At 69.8% G+C, this 18,560-nt stretch carries 19 protein-coding genes; 9 read left to right on the top strand and 10 right to left on the bottom strand.

What is annotated here, in order from left to right; translation table 11 throughout:
- Positions 1 to 5: 5 nt before the first annotated feature.
- From arnA to arnB, 3 genes are read right to left on the bottom strand one after another with little or no spacing between them, the layout of a single operon-like run.
- Complete coding sequence (arnA, locus tag PSEK12I1_RS0100940; RefSeq protein ID WP_027600399.1) at positions 6 to 1,985, bottom strand: bifunctional UDP-4-amino-4-deoxy-L-arabinose formyltransferase/UDP-glucuronic acid oxidase ArnA; 1,980 nt, start codon at positions 1,983 to 1,985, stop codon at positions 6 to 8.
- Positions 1,986 to 1,999: 14 nt separating this feature from the next.
- A complete protein-coding gene (gene arnC, locus PSEK12I1_RS0100945) occupies positions 2,000 to 2,989 on the bottom strand; it encodes an undecaprenyl-phosphate 4-deoxy-4-formamido-L-arabinose transferase (RefSeq protein WP_027600400.1) in 990 nt (329 codons plus the stop codon).
- Positions 2,986 to 4,134: a UDP-4-amino-4-deoxy-L-arabinose aminotransferase gene (gene arnB / locus PSEK12I1_RS0100950; RefSeq protein ID WP_027600401.1), complete on the bottom strand. Its 1,149-nt coding sequence runs from the start codon at positions 4,132 to 4,134 to the stop codon at positions 2,986 to 2,988. The genes arnC and arnB overlap by 4 nt, the downstream gene beginning before the upstream one ends.
- Before the next feature lie 300 nt (positions 4,135 to 4,434).
- Here arnB and PSEK12I1_RS0100955 point away from each other — a divergent pair, with 300 nt between their 5' ends.
- From PSEK12I1_RS0100955 to PSEK12I1_RS0100975, 5 genes are all read left to right on the top strand, one after another.
- Entirely contained in the window at positions 4,435 to 4,710 is a 276-nt protein-coding gene (locus PSEK12I1_RS0100955) for a hypothetical protein (protein ID WP_007161495.1), read from the top strand.
- The gene (zapA, locus tag PSEK12I1_RS0100960; RefSeq protein ID WP_027600402.1) at positions 4,707 to 4,997 is read left to right on the top strand and encodes a cell division protein ZapA; all 291 of its coding nucleotides are present in this window, start codon (positions 4,707 to 4,709) and stop codon (positions 4,995 to 4,997) included. Before PSEK12I1_RS0100955 ends, zapA begins: the two co-directional genes overlap by 4 nt.
- Positions 4,998 to 5,801: 804 nt before the next feature.
- Entirely contained in the window at positions 5,802 to 6,353 is a 552-nt protein-coding gene (locus tag PSEK12I1_RS0100965; protein ID WP_027600403.1) for a chorismate mutase, read from the top strand.
- A 58-nt stretch (positions 6,354 to 6,411) separates the two neighbouring features.
- On the top strand, positions 6,412 to 7,089 hold the full coding sequence (locus PSEK12I1_RS0100970) for a response regulator transcription factor (protein WP_007160283.1): 678 nt from the start codon (positions 6,412 to 6,414) through the stop codon (positions 7,087 to 7,089).
- Positions 7,086 to 8,483: a sensor histidine kinase gene (locus tag PSEK12I1_RS0100975; protein ID WP_027600404.1), complete on the top strand. Its 1,398-nt coding sequence runs from the start codon at positions 7,086 to 7,088 to the stop codon at positions 8,481 to 8,483. The genes PSEK12I1_RS0100970 and PSEK12I1_RS0100975 overlap by 4 nt, the downstream gene beginning before the upstream one ends.
- A gap of 257 nt (positions 8,484 to 8,740) precedes the next feature.
- Here PSEK12I1_RS0100975 and PSEK12I1_RS0100980 read toward each other — a convergent pair whose 3' ends face one another.
- From PSEK12I1_RS0100980 to PSEK12I1_RS0100995, 4 genes are read right to left on the bottom strand one after another with little or no spacing between them, the layout of a single operon-like run.
- Positions 8,741 to 9,973 carry a thiolase family protein gene (locus tag PSEK12I1_RS0100980; protein WP_027600405.1) on the bottom strand — a complete coding sequence of 411 codons (1,233 nt, stop codon included), beginning with the start codon at positions 9,971 to 9,973 and terminating at the stop codon, positions 8,741 to 8,743.
- Positions 9,974 to 9,996: 23 nt separating this feature from the next.
- On the bottom strand, positions 9,997 to 10,548 hold the full coding sequence (locus tag PSEK12I1_RS0100985) for a DUF3237 domain-containing protein (RefSeq protein ID WP_027600406.1): 552 nt from the start codon (positions 10,546 to 10,548) through the stop codon (positions 9,997 to 9,999).
- The gene (mhpT, locus tag PSEK12I1_RS0100990) at positions 10,541 to 11,773 is read right to left on the bottom strand and encodes a 3-(3-hydroxy-phenyl)propionate transporter MhpT (protein ID WP_027600407.1); all 1,233 of its coding nucleotides are present in this window, start codon (positions 11,771 to 11,773) and stop codon (positions 10,541 to 10,543) included. The genes PSEK12I1_RS0100985 and mhpT overlap by 8 nt, the downstream gene beginning before the upstream one ends.
- Before the next feature lie 10 nt (positions 11,774 to 11,783).
- Positions 11,784 to 13,247: an alginate export family protein gene (locus PSEK12I1_RS0100995; RefSeq protein WP_027600408.1), complete on the bottom strand. Its 1,464-nt coding sequence runs from the start codon at positions 13,245 to 13,247 to the stop codon at positions 11,784 to 11,786.
- A 392-nt stretch (positions 13,248 to 13,639) separates the two neighbouring features.
- On the opposite strand from PSEK12I1_RS0100995, the gene PSEK12I1_RS0101000 reads away from it, so the two are divergent.
- On the top strand, positions 13,640 to 13,972 hold the full coding sequence (locus PSEK12I1_RS0101000) for an I78 family peptidase inhibitor (RefSeq protein WP_027600409.1): 333 nt from the start codon (positions 13,640 to 13,642) through the stop codon (positions 13,970 to 13,972).
- Positions 13,973 to 14,027: 55 nt separating this feature from the next.
- On the opposite strand, the gene PSEK12I1_RS0101005 is transcribed toward PSEK12I1_RS0101000, so the two are convergent.
- Positions 14,028 to 14,675, bottom strand: a complete 648-nt coding sequence (locus PSEK12I1_RS0101005; protein ID WP_027600410.1) for an HAD hydrolase-like protein — start codon at positions 14,673 to 14,675, stop codon at positions 14,028 to 14,030.
- A gap of 97 nt (positions 14,676 to 14,772) precedes the next feature.
- Between PSEK12I1_RS0101005 and PSEK12I1_RS0101010 the strand changes: the two genes are divergently transcribed.
- On the top strand, positions 14,773 to 15,678 hold the full coding sequence (locus tag PSEK12I1_RS0101010; RefSeq protein WP_051399174.1) for an alpha/beta hydrolase: 906 nt from the start codon (positions 14,773 to 14,775) through the stop codon (positions 15,676 to 15,678).
- Here the strand turns inward: PSEK12I1_RS0101010 and PSEK12I1_RS0101015 are convergent.
- Together PSEK12I1_RS0101015 and PSEK12I1_RS0101020 are read right to left on the bottom strand one after the other, a co-directional pair.
- The gene (locus PSEK12I1_RS0101015) at positions 15,675 to 16,163 is read right to left on the bottom strand and encodes a GNAT family N-acetyltransferase (RefSeq protein ID WP_027600412.1); all 489 of its coding nucleotides are present in this window, start codon (positions 16,161 to 16,163) and stop codon (positions 15,675 to 15,677) included. The genes PSEK12I1_RS0101010 and PSEK12I1_RS0101015 overlap by 4 nt on opposite strands.
- Before the next feature lie 37 nt (positions 16,164 to 16,200).
- A complete protein-coding gene (locus PSEK12I1_RS0101020; protein ID WP_027600413.1) occupies positions 16,201 to 16,791 on the bottom strand; it encodes a TetR/AcrR family transcriptional regulator in 591 nt (196 codons plus the stop codon).
- A gap of 76 nt (positions 16,792 to 16,867) precedes the next feature.
- Here PSEK12I1_RS0101020 and PSEK12I1_RS0101025 point away from each other — a divergent pair, with 76 nt between their 5' ends.
- Together PSEK12I1_RS0101025 and PSEK12I1_RS0101030 are read left to right on the top strand one after the other, a co-directional pair.
- Positions 16,868 to 17,497 carry a glutathione S-transferase family protein gene (locus PSEK12I1_RS0101025; RefSeq protein WP_027600414.1) on the top strand — a complete coding sequence of 210 codons (630 nt, stop codon included), beginning with the start codon at positions 16,868 to 16,870 and terminating at the stop codon, positions 17,495 to 17,497.
- A gap of 148 nt (positions 17,498 to 17,645) precedes the next feature.
- A complete protein-coding gene (locus PSEK12I1_RS0101030; RefSeq protein WP_027600415.1) occupies positions 17,646 to 18,404 on the top strand; it encodes an SDR family oxidoreductase in 759 nt (252 codons plus the stop codon).
- The last annotated feature ends 156 nt before the right edge of the window (positions 18,405 to 18,560 follow it).

Here is an 18,560-nt window from a genome sequence, read left to right on the forward strand (position 1 = left end):
GTTCATCAGGCCTCCCGCTGCGCCAGGGCTTCGCGCAGGAAGAAGTCCAGCGTCTTGCCGACGGTGGCGGCCATGGCGGTGGTCGGCTGCCAGTCGATCAGGCGACGGGCGTTTTCCACGCTGGGCTTGCGGTGGGCCACGTCCTGGTAGCCGTCGCCGTAGAAGCTCTTGCTCTCCACCTCGCGGAAGCCGGCGAAGGGCGGGAATTCGTGGCGCAGCGGATGGGCCTCGAACTGCGCCAGCAGCTCTTCGGCCAGTTCGCGGATGCTCGCTTCGTTGTCCGGGTTGCCGATGTTGACGATCTGGCCGTCGCAGCGACCGCCCCTGTTCTCGATGATGCGGAACAGCGCCTCGATGCCGTCGTCGACGTCGGTGAAGCAGCGCTTCTGGGCGCCCCCGTCGACCAGCTTGATCGGGGTGCCTTCCACCAGGTTGAGGATCAGCTGGGTGATGGCGCGGGAGCTGCCGATGCGCGCCGAGTCCAGACGATCCAGGCGCGGGCCCATCCAGTTGAACGGACGGAACAGGGTGAATTTCAGGCCCTTGGCGCCATAGGCCCAGATGACCCGGTCGAGCAGCTGCTTGGAGACCGAGTAGATCCAGCGCTGCTTGTTGATCGGGCCGACCACCAGGTTGGAGCGGTCTTCGTCGAAGCGCTCGTCCTGGCACATGCCGTACACCTCGGAGGTGGACGGGAAGATCACGCGCTTGCCGTATTTCACGCAGTGGCGAACGATCTTGAGGTTTTCCTCGAAGTCCAGTTCGAACACGCGCAGCGGATTGCGGGTGTATTCGATGGGCGTGGCGATGGCCACCAGCGGCAGCACCACGTCGCACTTCTTGATGTGGTATTCCAGCCACTCGGTGTGGATGGAGATGTCGCCTTCCACATAGTGGAAATTCGGATTGGCCTTGAGCCGCTCGATGGCATCGGAGCCGATGTCCAGGCCATAGACCTCGTACTCGCCGTCGGCCAGCAGGCGCTCGGAGAGGTGGTTGCCGATGAAGCCGTTGACGCCCAGGATCAGCACCCGGGTGCGGCGCTTGGCACGGCGATCCTGGCGATGCAGGCGGGCACCGGCCACCAGGCCGGCTTCGCGGGCCAGTTGCGGACCGGACAGATAGAGGCCGTTGTCGCCCAGCTGGCCGGCCTGGATTTCCAGGACGCCCTCGCCACAGGCGATGCGCAGGGGCTCCAGGCTCAGCACGCTGCCGGGGGTCTGGCCATGGCTTTCCTGGCGGGCCTGGGCGCTCCAGACGATCAGCTTGCGGTCACCGATCCAGCCGAAGGCGCCCGGATAGGGTTGCGTCACGGCGCGCACCAGGTTGCCCAGTTCCACGGCCGGACGGCTCCACTCCAGCTCGCCATCGGCGGCGCTGCGGCGGCCGAAGGTGGTGGCCTGGCTCTCGTCCTGCTCGCGCTCGGTCAGCCGGCCTTCGGCCAGGGCCGGCAGGCTGTCGCGCAAGAGCGTCTGGCTGGCTTCGCGCAGCTTGGCGTGCAGGGTCAGGGCGGTGTCGTCGGCGGCGATGGCGACGCGCTGCTGGGCGACGATGGCGCCGGCATCGGCGCGCTGGACCATGCGGTGCAGGGTCACGCCGGTCTCGGTCTCGCCATTGACCAGCACCCAGTTGGCCGGGGCGCGACCGCGATAACGCGGCAGCAGCGAACCGTGGAGGTTGTAGGCGCCGCGCTTGGCGCAGGCCAGGACGTCGCCCGACAGCAGGTTGCGATAGTAGAAGGAGAAGATGAAATCCGGTTCCAGGGCGCGGATGCGCTCGACCCAGATCGGGTGGTTGACGTCTTCCGGCGCGTGCACCGGGATGCCGTGGCGGGCGCAGAGCTGGGCCACCGAACCGAAGAAGCGGTTTTCGCTCGGGTCATCCGGGTGGGTGAAGACGGCGGCGATGGGATAGCCGGCCTGGATCAGCGCGGCGAGGCCGGCGCAGCCGATGTCGTGGTAGGCGAAGACGATGGCGGTTTTCATCAGGGGCTTTCCTGTTACTGGACCTGGCGCAGCGGCGCCGGCGAAGGAGAAAGGGTGGCGGCGCGGATCACTTGTTCCACGTGGAACCGGGGCCGGGCACGGACGTCGTGGTACACCCGGCCGAGGTACTCGCCGAGCAGACCGAGGCCGACGAACTGGGCGCCGGTAAAGATGAACAGCACGGCGAACAGCGAGAACACGCCATCGGCCGCCCACTCGGCGCCGTGGGTGACGCGCAGCACCAGCAGCAGCGCGGCGAAGAGGAAGCCGAAGACCGCCAGGCCGCCGCCGAACAGGCTGAGCATGCGCAGCGGGGTGGTGGTCATGCAGGTCAGCAGGTCGAACATCAGGTTGATCAGCTTGAGGAAGCCGTACTTGGAATCCCCGTGTTCGCGCTCGGCGTGGGCCACCTCGATCTCGGTGGTGTGGCGGGCGAAGCTGTTGGCCAGGATCGGGATGAAGGTGCTGCGCTCGTGGCAGGCCAGCATCGACTGCACCACCTGGCAGCGATAGGCGCGCAGCATGCAGCCGTAGTCGCGCATGGCGACGCCGGTGGAGCGCTGCACGGCGCGGTTGATCAGCCGCGACGGCAGGGTGCGCAGGTAGGAATCCTGGCGCTGCTGGCGCACGGTGCCGACCACGTCGTAGCCCTGGGCGGCGGTGTGCACCAGGCGCGGGATCTCTTCCGGCGGATTCTGCAGGTCGGCGTCCAGGGTGATGATCAGATCGCCCCGCGCCTGCTCGAAGCCGGCGAGGATCGCCGAGTGCTGGCCGTAGTTGCGATTGAGCAGCACCGCCACGACTGGGCTGTCCGGCTCGCTGGCAACCCGCTGCAGGATCTCGGCGCTGCGGTCGCGACTGCCGTCGTCGACCAGGATGATCTCCACCTGGCAATCCAGCAGGCGGCAGGCGGCGCGGGTGCGGCGCAAGAGTTCCGGCAGGCTGGCTTCTTCGTTGTAGACGGGGATCACCACGGATACCCGGTCGATGGCATAGGGCTTCATGCGCCTTTCTCCAGCAGGTCTTCGATGGCGCCGACCACGCGGTCGACGTCGGCGAGGGTCATGTCGGGAAAAAGCGGGATGGAGCACAGCCGTGCCGAATTCCATTCGCTGTTGGGCAGCGCCAGCTCGGGCCAGCGCTCGCGGTACCAGGGATGCAGGTGGGTGGCGGTGAAATGGATGCCGGTGCCGATGCCGCGCGCCTTGAGGCCGGCCATGAAGGCTTCGCGCTCCATCCCGCACCGCTCGGGGCAGATGCGCAGGATGTAGAGGTGCCAGGCGTGGGTCTGGGCGTAGTCGGGCAGCGCCAGGGGCGCGACCGGCAGCTGGGCCAGGCGCTGGGTGTAGGCCTGGGCCAGCAGGCGGCGGCGGCTGTTGATGTCGCCCAGGCGATCCAGCTGCACCAGCGCCAGGGCCGCGTGGATGTCCGAGAGGTTGTACTTGAAGCCGGGCTCCTGCACCTGGGCCTGGGGCTTGCGGCCCAGGGTGTGACGGTCGAAGGCATCCACCGCCAGGCCGTGGAATTTCAGTCGGCGTACCCGCTCGGCCAGGGTGGCGTCGTCGGTCACCAGCATGCCGCCTTCGGCGCAGGTCAGGTTCTTGATGGCGTGAAAGCTGAAGATGGCGGTGCCGCGCTGGCCGATGGGCTCGCCCTGGTAGCGGGTGCCGGCGGCGTGGGCGGCGTCTTCGATCAGCGCCACGCCATGCTCGCGGGCCAGGGCGCGCAGCGGGGCCAGGTCGCAGCTGGCGCCGGCGTAGTGCACCGGCACGATGGCCTTGGTGCGCGGGGTGATGGCGGCGGCCACCTGCTCGGCGGAGACCATCAGGGTGTCGCGGTCGACGTCGACGAACACCGGGGTGGCGCCGATCAGGGTGATCATGTTGGCGGTGGAGACCCAGGTCAGCGAGGGGGTGATCACCTCGTCACCGGGGCCGATGTCCAGTGCCAGCAGGGTCACGTGCATGGCGGCGGTGGCCGAGCACAGGGCCACCGCATGGGCGGCGCCCACCGAATCGGCGAAGCGCTCTTCCAGCAGGTTGGCCTGGGGCCCGGTGGTGATCCAGCCCGAGGTCAGCACCTGGCTCACCGCGGCCACTTCCTCGGCGCCGATGCTGGGCCGGGAGAACGGCAGGAAGGGCTCGTCCAGCTGGCGCGGGGCGGTGCTCTGGGACAGATCGGTCATGGCGGCTCATCCGAAGCGAGGGGCGCCGGAACAGGACAGCCGACGCGATGAGCCCAGGCTAAGGCGTCTTGCCTTACGGCCCCCTTAGCGCAACCTGACAACTGCCTGACAGCCGGTCAGCTCGCCGGTCACCCCCGTGAACCTCTTGGCAAAACAAGGGCTTAGCCCGCGACGAATGGGGTGCCGGTGATCGGTGAGAGGCCTAGAATGCTGACCCCTGCCGCCTTGGCAGTCCCGAACCTGACAAGAGAGACGACCGCGCCCATGCTGGACAACACCCTGAGCGAACTGGAAACCGCCATCCGCGACCTGCTGCAGCGCAACCAGCGCCTGACCGCCCGCACCCAGGAACTGGAGCAGGCGCTGCTGGCCGCGCGCGAGGAAAACGACACCCTGCAACTGAGTCTGCTGGAGCAGGAAGAACACGGCGCCAGCACCCGCCAGCGCGTGGAAGGCCTGCTGGCCCTGCTCTCCGCGCAGTCCGTCGAGCAGGCCGTGGCCGCCGACGCCGAGCAGCGCCACGCGGCCAGCGTCGAGTGAAGACCGCCAAGACGGGCGCCGACGACGAGGTGGAGGTGCTCGGTCGCCGCTACCGCTTCAAGGTGGCCGAAGGCGACCGCGCCGCCCTGCAACAGGCCGCCGCCCGCCTGCGCGACGAACTGATCGCCATCCAGGGCGACCGCCGCCGCGGTGACGCCACCGAGCTGCTGGTGCTGGCCGCCCTGCGCCTGAGCCTGGACACCGCCGCCGACGCCAGCGCCCTCAATGCCCTCGACGCCCGCCTCCAGGCCCTGACCGCCGAGGTCCGGGCGGCGCAGGAGGCGTAGCAAGCGGGTTGGAATAAGGGAGCCGCGCCGCGCGAAGCTACCGGCATGCGGAGTCACGATACCCGCGTGGAAAACGCTTTGCGGTTTTCCACCCTACGCCAGCCGAACCCCCCGCGCCGCTCCGCCCCCTCTCCCTTCGGGAGAGGGCTGGGGTAAGGCTTCGGCTCCGCACGGAGCTACCGACCTGCGCAGGACTCCGTAGGGTGGATGACGGCGCAGCCTCATCCACGATGGCACGGCACGCGTATGGAAAACGTTCCGCGGTTTTCCACCCTACGCCAACCGAACCCCCGCGCCGCTCCGCCCCCTCTCCCTTCGGGAGAGGGCTGGGGTAAGGCTTCGGCTCCGCACGGAGCTACCGACCTGCGCTGGACTCCGTAGGGTGAATGACGGCGCAGCCTCATCCACGACGGCACGGTACCCGCGTGGCAAACGCTTTGCGGTTTTCCACCCTACGCCAGCCCAACCCCCGCGACGCTCCGCCCCCTCTCCCTCCGGGAGAGGGCTGGGGTGAGGGTGCGGCTCCGCACGGAGCTACCGACCTGCGCTGGCCTCCGTAGGGTGAATGACGGCGCAGCCTCATCCACGACGGCACGGCACCCGCGTGGAAAACGCATTGCGGTTTTCCACCCTACGCCAGCCCAAGCCCCACGCCGCTCCGCCCCCTCTCCCTCCGGGAGAGGGCTGGGGTGAGGGCCACCCCAACCACCTCACCCCCGCACAACCGCCCTGCCCCGGCCATCTTGACCGCCCCGCGGCCCCGTGCGAGCTTCGGTGCCCCTTCCCCTGCCCCGGAGGTCCCTCATGTCGGGTATTCGCTGGCTCGCCCTTCCGCTCTTGAGCATCGCCCTCGGCGCCCAGGCCGCGCCGGCGCCGCTGCCGGCCCTGTTGGATGCCATGGCCCAGCGCCTAACGCTGGCCGATGGGGTCGCCCGCAGCAAGCACGACAGCGGCAAGCCGGTACTGGACGAAGCCCGCGAGCGCCAGGTGCTGCAGGAGGTCGCCCAGGCCGCGCCCGCAGCCGCCGTCTCCCCGGCCACCGCCCAGACCTTTTTTGCCGCCCAGATGGAAGCCAACAAGCTGGTGCAATACGGCCTGCTGCAGGCCTGGCGGCGCCACGAACGGCCGCTGCCCGCCAAGACGACGGACCTGACAGCGCTCAGGACCCAGCTGAACGAACTCCAGGCCAGGCTGCTCGGCGGTCTCGCCGCCACCGGCGAACTGCGCGCCGCCGCGGACTGCCCGGCACAACTGGACCGCGCCCTCGCCGCCCACCTCGCCGCCGCGCGCCCCGATGATCTCCACCGCCTGGCCCTGGTGCGGGCGCTGGGCGATTTCTGCGCCCTGCCCCGCTGAGCGCCTGTGCATAATCGGCGCTACGGCGACCGAATCGCGTTGAATCCGAGGATCACCCATGCACATCCTGCTGGTCGAAGATGACGCCACCCTGGCCGACGGCATCCGCCGCGTCCTGGAAGGCCATGGCATGCAGGTCGACCTCCTGCGCAACGGCGCCGAGGCCGATGCCTGGTTGCGCACCACTCGCTTCGCCGTGGTGGTGCTGGACATCGGCCTGCCCGGTGGCCTGGACGGCTTCGAGGTGGTCCGCCGCCTGCGCCAGCGTGGCAGCGACCAGCCGGTGCTGCTGCTCACCGCCCGCGACGCCATCGACGACCGGGTGCACGGCTTCGAGGTGGGCGCCGACGACTACCTGGTCAAGCCCTTCGCCGTGCCCGAGCTGGTGGCGCGGATCAAGGCGCTGGTGCGTCGCGCCGGTGGCCAGAACAGCGCCGACCTGACTCTCGGCGCCCTGCGCCTGGACACCGCCGCCCACCAGGCGCGCCTCGGCGACACCGCGCTGGATCTCTCGGCGCGCGAGTGGGCGGTGCTCGAACACCTCTTGCGCCAGGCCGGCAAGGTGGTCTCCAAGCAGCAGATCATCGACGCCCTGGCGCCCTGGGGCAGCGAAGACCTGACCCACAACGCCGTGGAGGTCTATGTCTCGCGGCTACGGCTGAAACTGGCCGACTCCGGGGTCGGTATCCGCACCGTGCGCGGCTTCGGCTATCGCCTGGAAGAAGCCGCGCCATGACCGCCACCGCGCCCAGCCTGCGCCGGCGGCTGCTGAAATGGCTGGTGCTGCCGGTGCTGCTGGTCAACCTCGGCGGCGCCGTGGTCAGCTACCAGTTCGCCCGCAAACCGGCCTTCAGCGCCCTGGACGGCGACCTCACCGACGCGGCGATCCTGCTGCTCGAACAGCTGGAGGTGGACGGCAACGGCCGCCTGTGGCTGCCGACGGAAGCCGACTACCTGCTGCGCCACAACAGCCACGACCACGTCTGGCTGGCGGTGCGCGCCCTCGACGGCCAGCTGCTGTTCGGCGATGCCGCCATGCCGGTCCAGGAGATCACCGACGAGATGCGCGACGGCCATACCACCGCGCTGCGCACCCGTATCAACGACCGCTCGGTGTTCATGGTCGGCCGCCTCGGCGAGGTGGCCGGGCAACCGGTGGTGGCCAGCGTGGCCCAGACCCTGAGTCGCCACACCGCCGCCCTGCAGCGCATGGTGCTGACCCTGGTGGCGGTGCAGATCCTGGTCGCCCTACTGATCGCCGCCCAGCTGCTCTGGGCGGTGCGCCGCGGCCTCAAGCCCCTGGAACGGCTGGAGCGTCAGCTCGACAGTCGCCACTACGATGACCTGGCGCCGCTGCGCGAAGAGGGTGCGCCCCGCGAACTGGGCACCTTTGTCACCGCCCTCAACGGCCTGCTGCTGCGCATCCGCGAGGGCGCGCGCAACCAGCGCGCCTTTCTTGACGACATGGCCCACCAGCTGCGCACCCCGCTGGCCGGCATCAGCACCCTGACCCAGTGGCTGCGCCAGCGCCATGCCGGCGATGCCGAAAGCGCCGCGGCCCTGGCGCAACTCCAGGCCGCCACCGAGCGCATGACCCGCCAGACCAACCAGTTGCTGACCCTGGCCCGCGCCGCCACCGCGCGGCTGGAAAGTCCGCCGCGCGAGCCGCTGCGGCTGGACGAACTGATCGGCGAAGCCATGCCCAGCCAGCTGGCCCAGGCCGATGGCCACGGCATCGACCTGGGCTACGAACTGGAGCCGCAGACCGTGCAGGGCAACGCCTTCCAGCTGCGCGACCTGCTCGACAACCTGGTCGACAATGCCCTGAGATACACCCCGCGCGGCGGTCAGGTCACGGTCCGCCTGCGCGGCCAGGCCGGGGCCACGGTGCTGGAGGTGGAAGACGACGGCCCGGGCATTCCCGAGGCGGAGCGCGAACGCATCTTCGAGCGCTTCTATCGCCTCGACCGCGGCATCCACGGTACCGGCCTGGGCCTGGCCATCGTCCGCGACATCGCCACCGCCCACGACGCCGGCATCGAACTGGCCACCGCCACCGGCGGTCAGGGCCTGCGCGTGGCCATCCACTTCCCGCCCCTAGTCGTGCCTGCCGCGGAGGTCCCCGCGTAGGTTGAGCGCGCAGCCCAACAACGTGTCGCCCTCCTGCCGCCTAAAAAATCATCGCGGCCATGGGCCGCTCCTACAGGCACGGACGCCACTGTAGGAGCGGTAGCTACGGCGCACCGCCATGGCCGCGATACGCGATCAAGACAGTTGCTCCTACAGGCTGTGGGACAACCGTAGGAGCGGCCGCATCGGCGGACCGCCATGGCTGCGATCAGGTTGAGCTGGGCCCCGCGAAGCCCGATACACCCCGGCCCAACCCCTTACCGCCCCCGCCACCCCGGATTCTCCAGCAGCACCGCCATCCCCTGCCCACCACCGATGCACACCGCCGCCACCCCGTACCTGAGCCCCTCGGCGCGCAGCTGGCGGGCCAGGGTGATGGCCAGGCGCAGGCCGGTCGCAGCCAGCGGATGCCCCAGGGCGATGGCGCCGCCATGCACATTGAGTCGCGCCGGATCCAGTTCCAGGGCCTGCTGCACCGCCAGCAGCTGGGCGCCCTGGGCTTCGTTGATCTCCAGGCGGTCGATGGCCTCCAGCCTGAGGCCGGCGCGGTCGAGCAGGCCCTGGATGGCCGGCACCGGGCCGCTGCCCATGACGTCCGGCGATACCCCCACCACACAACTGCCGCGCACCCAGGCTAGCGCCCGCTCCGGCGCGGCATCCGCGCCCCGTGCCAGCAGCACGGCGGAGGCGCCGTCGGCCACCGCGCAGCTGTTGCCGGCGGTCTGGACGCCGCCCGGATGCACCGGCGTCAGCCGTGCCAGGGCCTCCCGCGAGGTCTCCCGCGGATGGCTGTCATGCTCGACCACCGCGCAGCCGCGCGGCAGACGCAACTCCCGCGGCGCCAGGCCTTCAGCCGCGAAACGCGCCGCCGTCACCGGCACGACCTCCTCGCGAAACCAGCCCTGGCGCTGGGCTGCCAGGGCGCGCTCGAAACTCCGCAGCGCCCAGGCATCCACCGCCTCGCGGGCGATGCCATGGCGCTGGGCCAGGCGCTCGGCGGTGGCGATCATGTCCAGTCCGGCCGCCGGGTCCTTGAGCGCCTCCCAGAGAAAGTCGTGGAATTCCACCGGCGCGCCGAGGCGAAAGCCGCTGCGGTGGGTGTAGGCGGCGATGGGATTGCGGGTCATGGACTCGGCCGCCACGCACAGCACCCGGCTGGCCTGGCCGCTCTGCAACTGATCGCCAGCCTGGCGCAGCAGCTCAAGCCCCGTGCCGCAGACGCGTTGCACCTGCAGCGCCGGCACCGCCTCGGGCACCCCGGCATAGAGGCCGATATGGCGTGGCAGCAGATAGGCATCGAAGCTGGCCTGGGCCACCGAGCCGGCCAGCACGGAATCCACCGCTCCGGCCTCATGCCCGCGCGCCAGCAGCGCCCGCGCCACGGCGATGCCCAGGTCGGTGGGCGATACCTGCCCCAGGGCGCCATTCAGATCGGTCCAGGGCGTGCGCACGCCATCCAGCAGCAGGACATCGTCGTAGAGCGCACTCATTCCAATGGGCATCGGCTCCTCCTCTATTGCAGCAGATAGGCGTCGTAGACCACCGCCTTGCCCAGGCGCATGGCGCTGCCCACGCCCAGGGCGCGGTTGAGCCAGGCATAGGCCGGCGCGGCGGTCTCGAAGGTCAGGGTGACGCGAAAGAAATAGCGCCGGGGATCCACCGGCTTGCCGGCGGCCAGCTCGCGCATCACCTCCGGCGGGCCGTAGCGATAGCCCTTGGTCTGCAGATAGATCAGGGCGCCATCGTCGGTCTGCAGCAGATAGCGGGTGTCGATGATGGCCAGGCCATCGGCGGTCACCACCTGCCAGTCGGCGCCGTTGTCGAGGATCCGTCCATGCAGGCGCTGGCCGTCGAAGCGGCCGCCGGTGATGGGGATGATGCGCCGCTTGCCCAGGTCACTGGTCTGGCCCAGCTCCCAGACCGGGGCGTCGAGGGCCACCTCGAAGCGCGCCAGGAGTTCGAGCTGCAGCGGCGGTGGCGTGGCGGTGGCCGGATCGCCGTCCGTGGTGGCCGCCCGGGCCAGGCCAGTCAGCGTCAGCAGGGTGACGAGCAGCAGACTACGCATGCCCAGGCGCCTCCGCGTGGGTGGTAGCCGCCGGCACCGGCGCCCGCCGCTGCAGCAGGGCCAGCACCGCGCCCGCGGCCACCAGCACTGCCGGGGTGGTGGCCACCACCAGGGTCGCCGCGCCACCGCCCAGGGCCAGGACCTGCCCCGCCAGCAGTGGGCCGGCCATGGCGCCCAGGCGTCCGACCGCCACCGCCGCGCCGGTTCCGGTGGCCCGCACCGCCGCCGGATAGAGCTGCGGCGCCAGGGCATAGAGCACCAGTTGGCCGCCGACCACGAACAGCCCGGCGGCGAAACCGGCCAGGGCCACCAGCGGATAGGCCTTGGCCAGCCCTAGCCCGGCCAGACCCAGCAGGATGCCCAGGTAGATGGCCAGCACCGTCAGCCGCGGCCGCCAGCGATCCATGAGCAGGCCGAACAGCACCGAACCGATGCCGCCGCCCAGGTTGAAGAGGATCTGCACCCCCACCGCCTGGCCGCGGCTGAAGCCCTGCCCCACCAGCAGCGACGGCAGCCAGTTGAGCAGCATGTACATCACCGTGAGGGTGAAGAAGTAGCCCAGCCACAGCAGCAGGGTGGTCGACAGCGGGATGGCGCCCAGCCAGGCCCCGCGCGGACTACCCGCCTGAGTCCCGCCTCGCTTGCGCAGAAAGCCGGCGGTCTCCGCCAGGTAACGCCCGAGCAGCGGCGCCACCAGCAGCGGCGCCAGGCCGCCGACATAGAACACCGTCTGCCAGCGGCCGACGTCCAGCAGCCCCACCACTGCCGCCAGGGCGCCGCCCAGGGGCACGCCGCAATACATCAGGCTGACCGCCGTGGCCCGGGCGCGCTCGTCCACCGACTCGGCGGACAGGGCGATCAGATTGGGCAGGGCGCCGCCCAGACCGATGCCGGTGAGCAGTCGCGCCAGCAGCAGGCTCTCCAGACTCCAGACATGGGCGGTGGCCACCGAGAAGACGCCAAAGATCAGCACGCAGGCGATCAGCACCTTCTTGCGGCCGATGCGATCGGCGCACCAGCCGCCGATGAAGGCGCCGGGCAAGAGGCCGAGGATGCTGGCGCTGAACACCAGGCCCATCTGCCCCGGCTGGAAGCCGAAGGCCTTGGCCATGGCCGGCGCGGCGATGCCCATGGCCTGGAGGTCCATGCCTTCCAGGAGGGCGACGATGAAGCACAGCACGAGGGTCAGGCGGGCCCCGGGCGGGGCGGTCGAGAGCAGGCGCATGGTGGATTCCTCAGAAGCGGAAGGTGGTAGCAGCCATCAGGAAGCTGGTGTCGTCGCCATCGGCCTGGCGCACGGCGGCGCCGGCCTGGAAGTAGCTGTATTCCAGGTCCAGGGTCAGGTTGGCGGTGGGCATCCAGCGCAGGTTGTTGCGCCAGAGGGTGCCGGCCTTGCGCGCCGAGCTGGCCGCGGTGCCCGGCACCGTGGTCATACCCGGCAGGTAGACGCCGTCTTCGGTGCTCTGCCGCCAGACGCCGAACAGTCCGCTCTCCAGCTGCAGCGTCGGCCGCGGCGCCAGGGTCAGCAGCGGCCCGACCAGATAGAGGTTGGCCAGGGTGGTGAGCCCGGAGTCGCCATAGAAACCGTTCTTGGGAAAGAGCGGATCGAAGGTGCCGACGCGGTCGTCGCCCAGGCCGTGATCGCCGCTGGCGGCGTCCACCCGCAAGGCCAGCCGCGGCTTCCAGGCGCCGCCCAGGCGATAGCCGGTTTCGCTGCTGAGGCCCCAGGCGCGGATCCGGGCGCCGGCCAGATGCCCGCCCTGCCCGGCCAGGTCCCAGCTCCAGTCCCAGGGACCGGCGTTGCCGAACAGACGGATGCCGGCGGTGTAGCGCTTTTCCGCGCCGGTCAGGCCATCCAGGGTGCGCTGGTCGGTCTCCAGACCGAAGCCGTAGACGTCGAGCTTGAGCGGCCCGGTCAGCGGCAGGGTGCCATAGAGACCATAGAACTTGACCGCGTTGTTGGAGCCGTCGTCGAAGCTGTCTTCGCCGGTCACCACGGGCCGCAGGCCGAAGGCGTCCAGCCGGTAGCCGTCCGGACGGGTCCAGGCCAGGCGCAGGCCGTCGAAGTTGAGGCGGATGTTGCGCGCGTCGCGGTAGGTGACGAAGGCCTGGTTGCCGTAGCCCAGCTCCTGGCGACCGATGCGGGTCATCAGCTTGCCACCGGCCAGCGGCGTGTTGAGGTCGATGAAGGCCTGGTGCAGTTCGGTGCGGCTCTGGTCGTAGGGGCCGTAGAGCGCCTTGTTCCAGGCGCGGGTGTTTTCCAGCTGGACGAAGGCGCGCAGGGCGTCATCGAACAGGTGCAGGTCCGCGTGCAGCTGCAGGCGCTGCTGGATGTAGTGATCGGTATCCACCCCCCGCCGGCCAAAGACCGGATTGCGGATGGTGTCGAAGCGGTAGCGCGCCTCGCCACCGGTCTGCAGCCAGGCCGAGTCACCGAGGCGCTGGTAGCGCAGCCCGTCGAAGGGATCGGTGCGCTTTTGCGGATCGTCGAGGAAGCGATAGTCCTCCGCCCAGCGCGGCGGTCCGGGCGGCAGGGGACGCGCCGTCTCCAGGTTGTTGAGCGGCTTGGGGCGGGCGCTTTCCAGGGTGGTGGAAGGCGCGGCGACAAGGCCCTGGCTGGCGAGCAGGGCGGCGAGAGCGGTAAAGGCGAGGCACGAGCGGGCCCGTGCGCAGGCCGGAAGCGAGCGCGAACAAGACATGAGATGACCGTCCTGACTGAGGATGCGGAAGGCGCCGCGGGGGCGCGGATCAGGGCCTAGCGGGCGCGGATCGGGTAGCGATCAGGCGGGAGAGTGGTTGGATAGCGAGCTGACATGGCGGGTGTCCCTTTGTTGTTGTTGTCGTCACCGTGGGGGCCGGGTGGCCCTGGTTCGATGATGGTCGATGGCCAAAATGGATCAAGCCATCCGACCCGAATCTGGCCGATTACCGAACGTTATATTTATTAACTTTATGCCTGCAGGAAGACTGCTCACCCAGGTCTCGCAACGTCTCCTGTATCGCGCTTTGTAACAATGCCCGCCCTTGAGGGGTCCATCAGGAGGCCCGTACGGGTTAAGGTTCCTTCTCTCACGATCGAAAAGGCGAACTCATGAGCTTCAAGACTCCCCTCCTGCTGGCTGGCGCCGCGCTCTTCACCCTGCTGGCCGGTTGCGGCTCGCACGAAACCCAGAGCAGCCCGGCGGCCTCTTCGGCCCCGAGCGGCGCCGTCAGCAGCAGTGGCCGGTGCAACTCCGATGCGGTCCAGGATCTGGTCGGCAAGGCCCTCTCCCCGGCCCTGGCCGAAGAAGGCCGGCAGCGCGCCGGTGCCCAGGTCGTTCGCGTGGTCCGTCCACAGGACCCCATGACCATGGACTTCAACTCCCAGCGCCTGACCATCACCACCAGCGCCAGCCTGGTGGTGCAGACCGCCACCTGCGGCTGATCCCCCTCGCGCCCCACGACCTGCCGGCCACCGCCGCGCAGGTCGGCGCCTGCCGCTAGAGGCCGAAGCCCTGGCGCAGGGCTGCCACGCTGTGGAAGTGAAAGGCCGGGCGGTGGCGCTCCAGCTCTTCCCGGCTACCGAAGCCATAGCCCAGGGCCACCGCCGCCACGCCGTTGGCCCGGGCGGCGATCAGGTCGTGCTCGCGGTCGCCCAGCATCAGGCAGCTCTCCGGCGCCAGGCCTTCGGTGTCCAGCACGAAACGCAGCAGCTCGGTCTTGTCGGTGCGGGTGCCATCCAGCTCGCTGCCATGCAGGGCGATGAAGAACTCTGTCAGCGCGAAGTGCCGGAGGATCTCCACGGCGAACACCCGCGGCTTGGCCGTCACCAGATAGAGCCGCCGCCCCGCCGCCTGCAACGCGGCCAGCAACTCGCGGATGCCTGCATAGACCTCGTTTTCATAGAGACCGGTGGCGCGGAAATACCCGCGATAGGCCGCCACCGCGCGCCAGGCGCGCGCCTCGTCGAAGCCGTAGTGGGTCATGAAACTCTGCAGCAGCGGCGGACCGATAAAGACCTCCAGCCTGCGCAGATCGGGCTCCTCGATCCCCTCGGCGCGCAGCGCCACCTGGATCGCCCGGGTGATGCCCAGGCGCGAATCGGTGAGGGTGCCATCGAGATCGAACAGCAGATGGGGGTGATGCATGGGGCGTCCTGGGCGGCGGAGATCCCCGTCAGTATGGCGACCGGCGGCAGAGATCGGTAGGCTCGACCGCTCCACTGGAAATGAGTCTTGTTCGCTGATGCCTCTGTCGCCGCTCTCCTCTCGCCGCCCCCCACGCTGCGCCTGGCTGGCCCTGCCGCTGCTGCTGGCCCTGGCCCTGCCGGGCCAGGCGCGCCCCATCGATCAGCCCATGGACGCCCAGGTGCTCCAGCAGCCGGGCCACGGCTATGCCTTCAGCGAACTCCAGCTGGATTCCACCGACGGCGCTCGCCACTACCAGGTGTGGATCGCCCGCCCCACCACCCCGGCGCCGGCCACCGGCTATCCGGTGCTCTATCTGCTCGACGGCAACGCCGCCCTGGGCGGGCTGAATGCCGAATTGCTCGACACCCTGGCCAAGCGGCCCCATCCGCCCGTGCTGGTGGCGGTGGGTTACACGGGCGGCAAGCGTATCGATGGCCCGGGTCGGGCCTATGACTACACGCCCTCGGCCCCCACCAGCGAGCGCTTTCGCGAGATGGCCACCGGCGGCGCCGACGTCTTTCTCGCCTGGCTGCTGGAGCGCCTGGAGCCGGCGGTGGCCCGTCAGGTCCCCCTGGATCCTGGCCAGCGCGCGGTCTGGGGTCATTCCCTGGGCGGGCTGTTCGTCCTCCACGCCCTGCTCACCCGTCCGGACGCCTTCGCCGAGGGCTACGCCGTGAGTCCTTCGCTGTGGTGGAGTCCCACCGTGCTGCCGCAAGACGACGAGCAGTTGAAGGAACGCTTCCAGGCCCATCCGGCCCGTCTGGTGCTGCTGCAGGGCGGCGCCGAGCGCGAACTCCCCGCGCACTTCCAGAGCGAGGTCCCCGCCGATGCCACCCGGCGCCTGGCCGATCGCCTCGGCCAGCTCCCCGGCATCCGGGTGCGCTACGAGGTGATAGAGGGCCTGGGCCACGGCCCCATGCTGCCGGCCTCGCTGCAGGCCGTGTTGAGCGAGTGGCGCTAGTCCGCCAACCAGCGATACATCACATGGCAATCCACCAGCCCCAGGCTGGAGTGGCGATAGGCCCTGGGCAGGGTGCCGACGATCTCGAAGCCGTGCTTCTGCCAGAGCCTTACCGCCACCTGGTTGCTGGCCACCACCGAGTTGAATTGCATCGCCTGAAAGCCCAGGTCGCGGGCCACCTGCAGGGAGTGCTCGCAGAGGGCGCCGGCGACGCCCTGGCCGCGGGCGGCGGGGGCGACCATGTAGCCGCAATTGCAGACATGATCGCCTGGCCCCATGGCATTGGCCTTGAGGTAGTAGCTGCCGAGCAGCTGGCCGTCGCGCTCGGCGACGAAGGTCGCCCGCGGTAGCTCCACCCAGAGGCGCCAGGCCTCGTCGCGGGTCATGTCCGGGTCGTAGGCGTAGGTCTCCCGGGCCTGGGCGACCTGCTGGATCAGCGGCCAGACCTGGTCGAAATCGGCGGCTTCGAGGGGGCGAATCTGCATGGGTGACTCCGGCGGACGAAGGAGCCGCCAGTGTCGCCTAGCCGAGTGCCGCTGCCAAATCACCGCCCTCTTCCAGCAGCCCCTGAGCGCCCTGGCGACAGGCCGCCAGCAATTCCTCGGCGAGGCTCTCGTCATCCAGTGCCCGCGCCAGGGCCACGCCCCCGATCAGGGTGGTGGCCAACTGCAGCGCCCGGGCGCGCCGCTGCGCCGGCGGCCCCGACAGATCCTGCTCCAGTCGGGTGACGAAGCGCGCGAAGAAGCGGGTATAGCTGCCCCGGATGGCGGCCTCCCGGTGGGTGACGTCGGCCGCCAGAAAGGCCAGCGGACAGCGCAAGGCTTCGCCCTCGGCATGCTCGCGACTCAGGTAATGCTCGACCAGTTGCCCGAGGCCTTGGCTACCGAGATCGTCGAGCCGGGCACTGCCGACCCGCGCGGCATGGGCGATGGCCTGGTCATAGACCTCGGTCTTGGTGCGGAAGTGGTGGTAGAAGGCGCCGCGGGTGAGACCGGCATCGGCCATCAGGTCGTCGAGACCGACCGCATCGAAGCCGCGCAGGGCGAACAGGCGGGCGGCGCTGTCGAGGATGCGCTGGCGGGTCTGCTCGCGCTGATCAAGGGGCCAGGCCATGGCTACTCCAGATTATGTTCTTGAACATAAGGTCCCCTTTGCCAGCATGCAGCCTTCTTTGCAAGGAGCCTGCAGCATGACGCCCTATCTCTTCGGTCCCGCCTTCAGCACCCTGGTGCGCAGCGTGCGCCTCCATGCCCTGGAACAGGGCCTTGAGCTGCCCTGTGGCCTCGCACCCGCCGGCCAGGCCATCGCCTGGCGCAGCGAAGCCCATCTGGCGCTGCACCCCTTCGGCCAGGTGCCGGTGCTGTTCGATGGCGAGCTGCGGATCTTCGAGACCCTCGCCATCTGCCGCCATCTCGATCGTCGGCTCTCGCCGGAGCGCGATGGCAACCCGGAGCAGGACGCCTGGAGCAGCGCCCTGCTGACCACCGTGGATACGCGCCTGGTCCGCCGCTACCTGCTGCGCGTCGCCGGGCCACGACCCGCCCCCTTCCGCACGCCGGAGGACGAGCAGCGCGCCCTGGCCGACGTCGACGCGACCCTGGCCGTGCTCGATCGCCAGCTGGGCAACCAGGACTTTCTCTGCGGCGCCGAATTCAGTCTGCCCGACGCCTTGCTGGCGCCCATGCTCGACTATCTGGAGCCCCTGCCGGCCCTCAACTGGCGGACGACCTGGCCCCGCCTCGCCGCCTATCTCGACCGCCTGCGCGCGCGACCCTCCGGCCAGGCGATCCTGGTGGCAACCGACTTAAAGCTGCGCTGAGCCGACCGGAGCTACCAGGAACCACCTACCTCCCCAACACACCGTAACCATCCCCTCTCCCTCCGGGAGAGGGCTAGGGTGAGGGCCCACCCATCACCCCTCCCTACCTGCTAGCCTTGGAAGCTCCTCCCCTGTCCAAGGACCGCCCATGACCACCGCCCGCCCCATCGCCCTCGTCACCGGTGCCTCCCAGGGCATCGGCCGCGCCGTCGCCCTCGGCCTGCTGCAGGACGGCTTCCGCGTGGTCCTCGCTGCCCGTCGCGCCGAACCCTTGGAGGCCCTCGCCGAAGAGGCGCGGCAACAGGGCGGCGAAGCCCTGGCGGTACCCTGCGACGTCACCGATGCCGCCAGCGTCGAGGCGCTGTTCGCCCGCATCCGCGAGACCTACGGCCGCCTGGACCTGCTGTTCAACAACGCCGGCGTCGGCGCTCCGGCGGTGCCCATCGACGAACTGGAACTGGACGCCTGGCACCGGGCGGTCAACACCAACCTCACCGGCGTCTTTCTCTGCAGCCGCGCGGCCTTCGCCCTGATGCGCGCGCAATCGCCCCGCGGCGGGCGCATCATCAACAACGGCTCGATCTCCGCCCACACGCCACGCCCCTTCAGTGCGCCCTACACCGCGACCAAGCATGCCGTGGCCGGGCTGACCAAGGCCCTGGCTCTGGACGGCCGCGCCTTCGACATCGCCTGCGGCCAGATCGACATCGGCAACGCTGCTACCGAGATGACCGAGCGCATGGCCAACGGCGTACTCCAGGCCGACGGCAGCACCGCCGTGGAGCCGCGCATGGACGTCAGGCACGTCGCCGACGCCGTCCGCTACATGGCCAGCCTGCCGCTGGACGCCAACGTCCAGACCCTGACGGTGATGGCGACCAAGATGCCCTATGTGGGGCGGGGCTGAGGGGTTCCACGTGGAACCCCAAGGGGCTGCCAAGAGGGCGGTGAAAGCCATTCCTTCTGCCGCCTCGCATGGAGATGATTTCTAAGCTGCCGCGGAGGCAGCTTAGAAAACTCAGCCCGTCGTTGGCGAGCCGGTATCACGGTTCACTGCTGTATA

This window comes from Pseudomonas sp. MOIL14HWK12:I1, assembly GCF_000510705.1.
In the GTDB taxonomy this organism is placed as follows: Bacteria; Pseudomonadota; Gammaproteobacteria; order Pseudomonadales; family Pseudomonadaceae; genus Chryseomonas; species Chryseomonas oryzihabitans.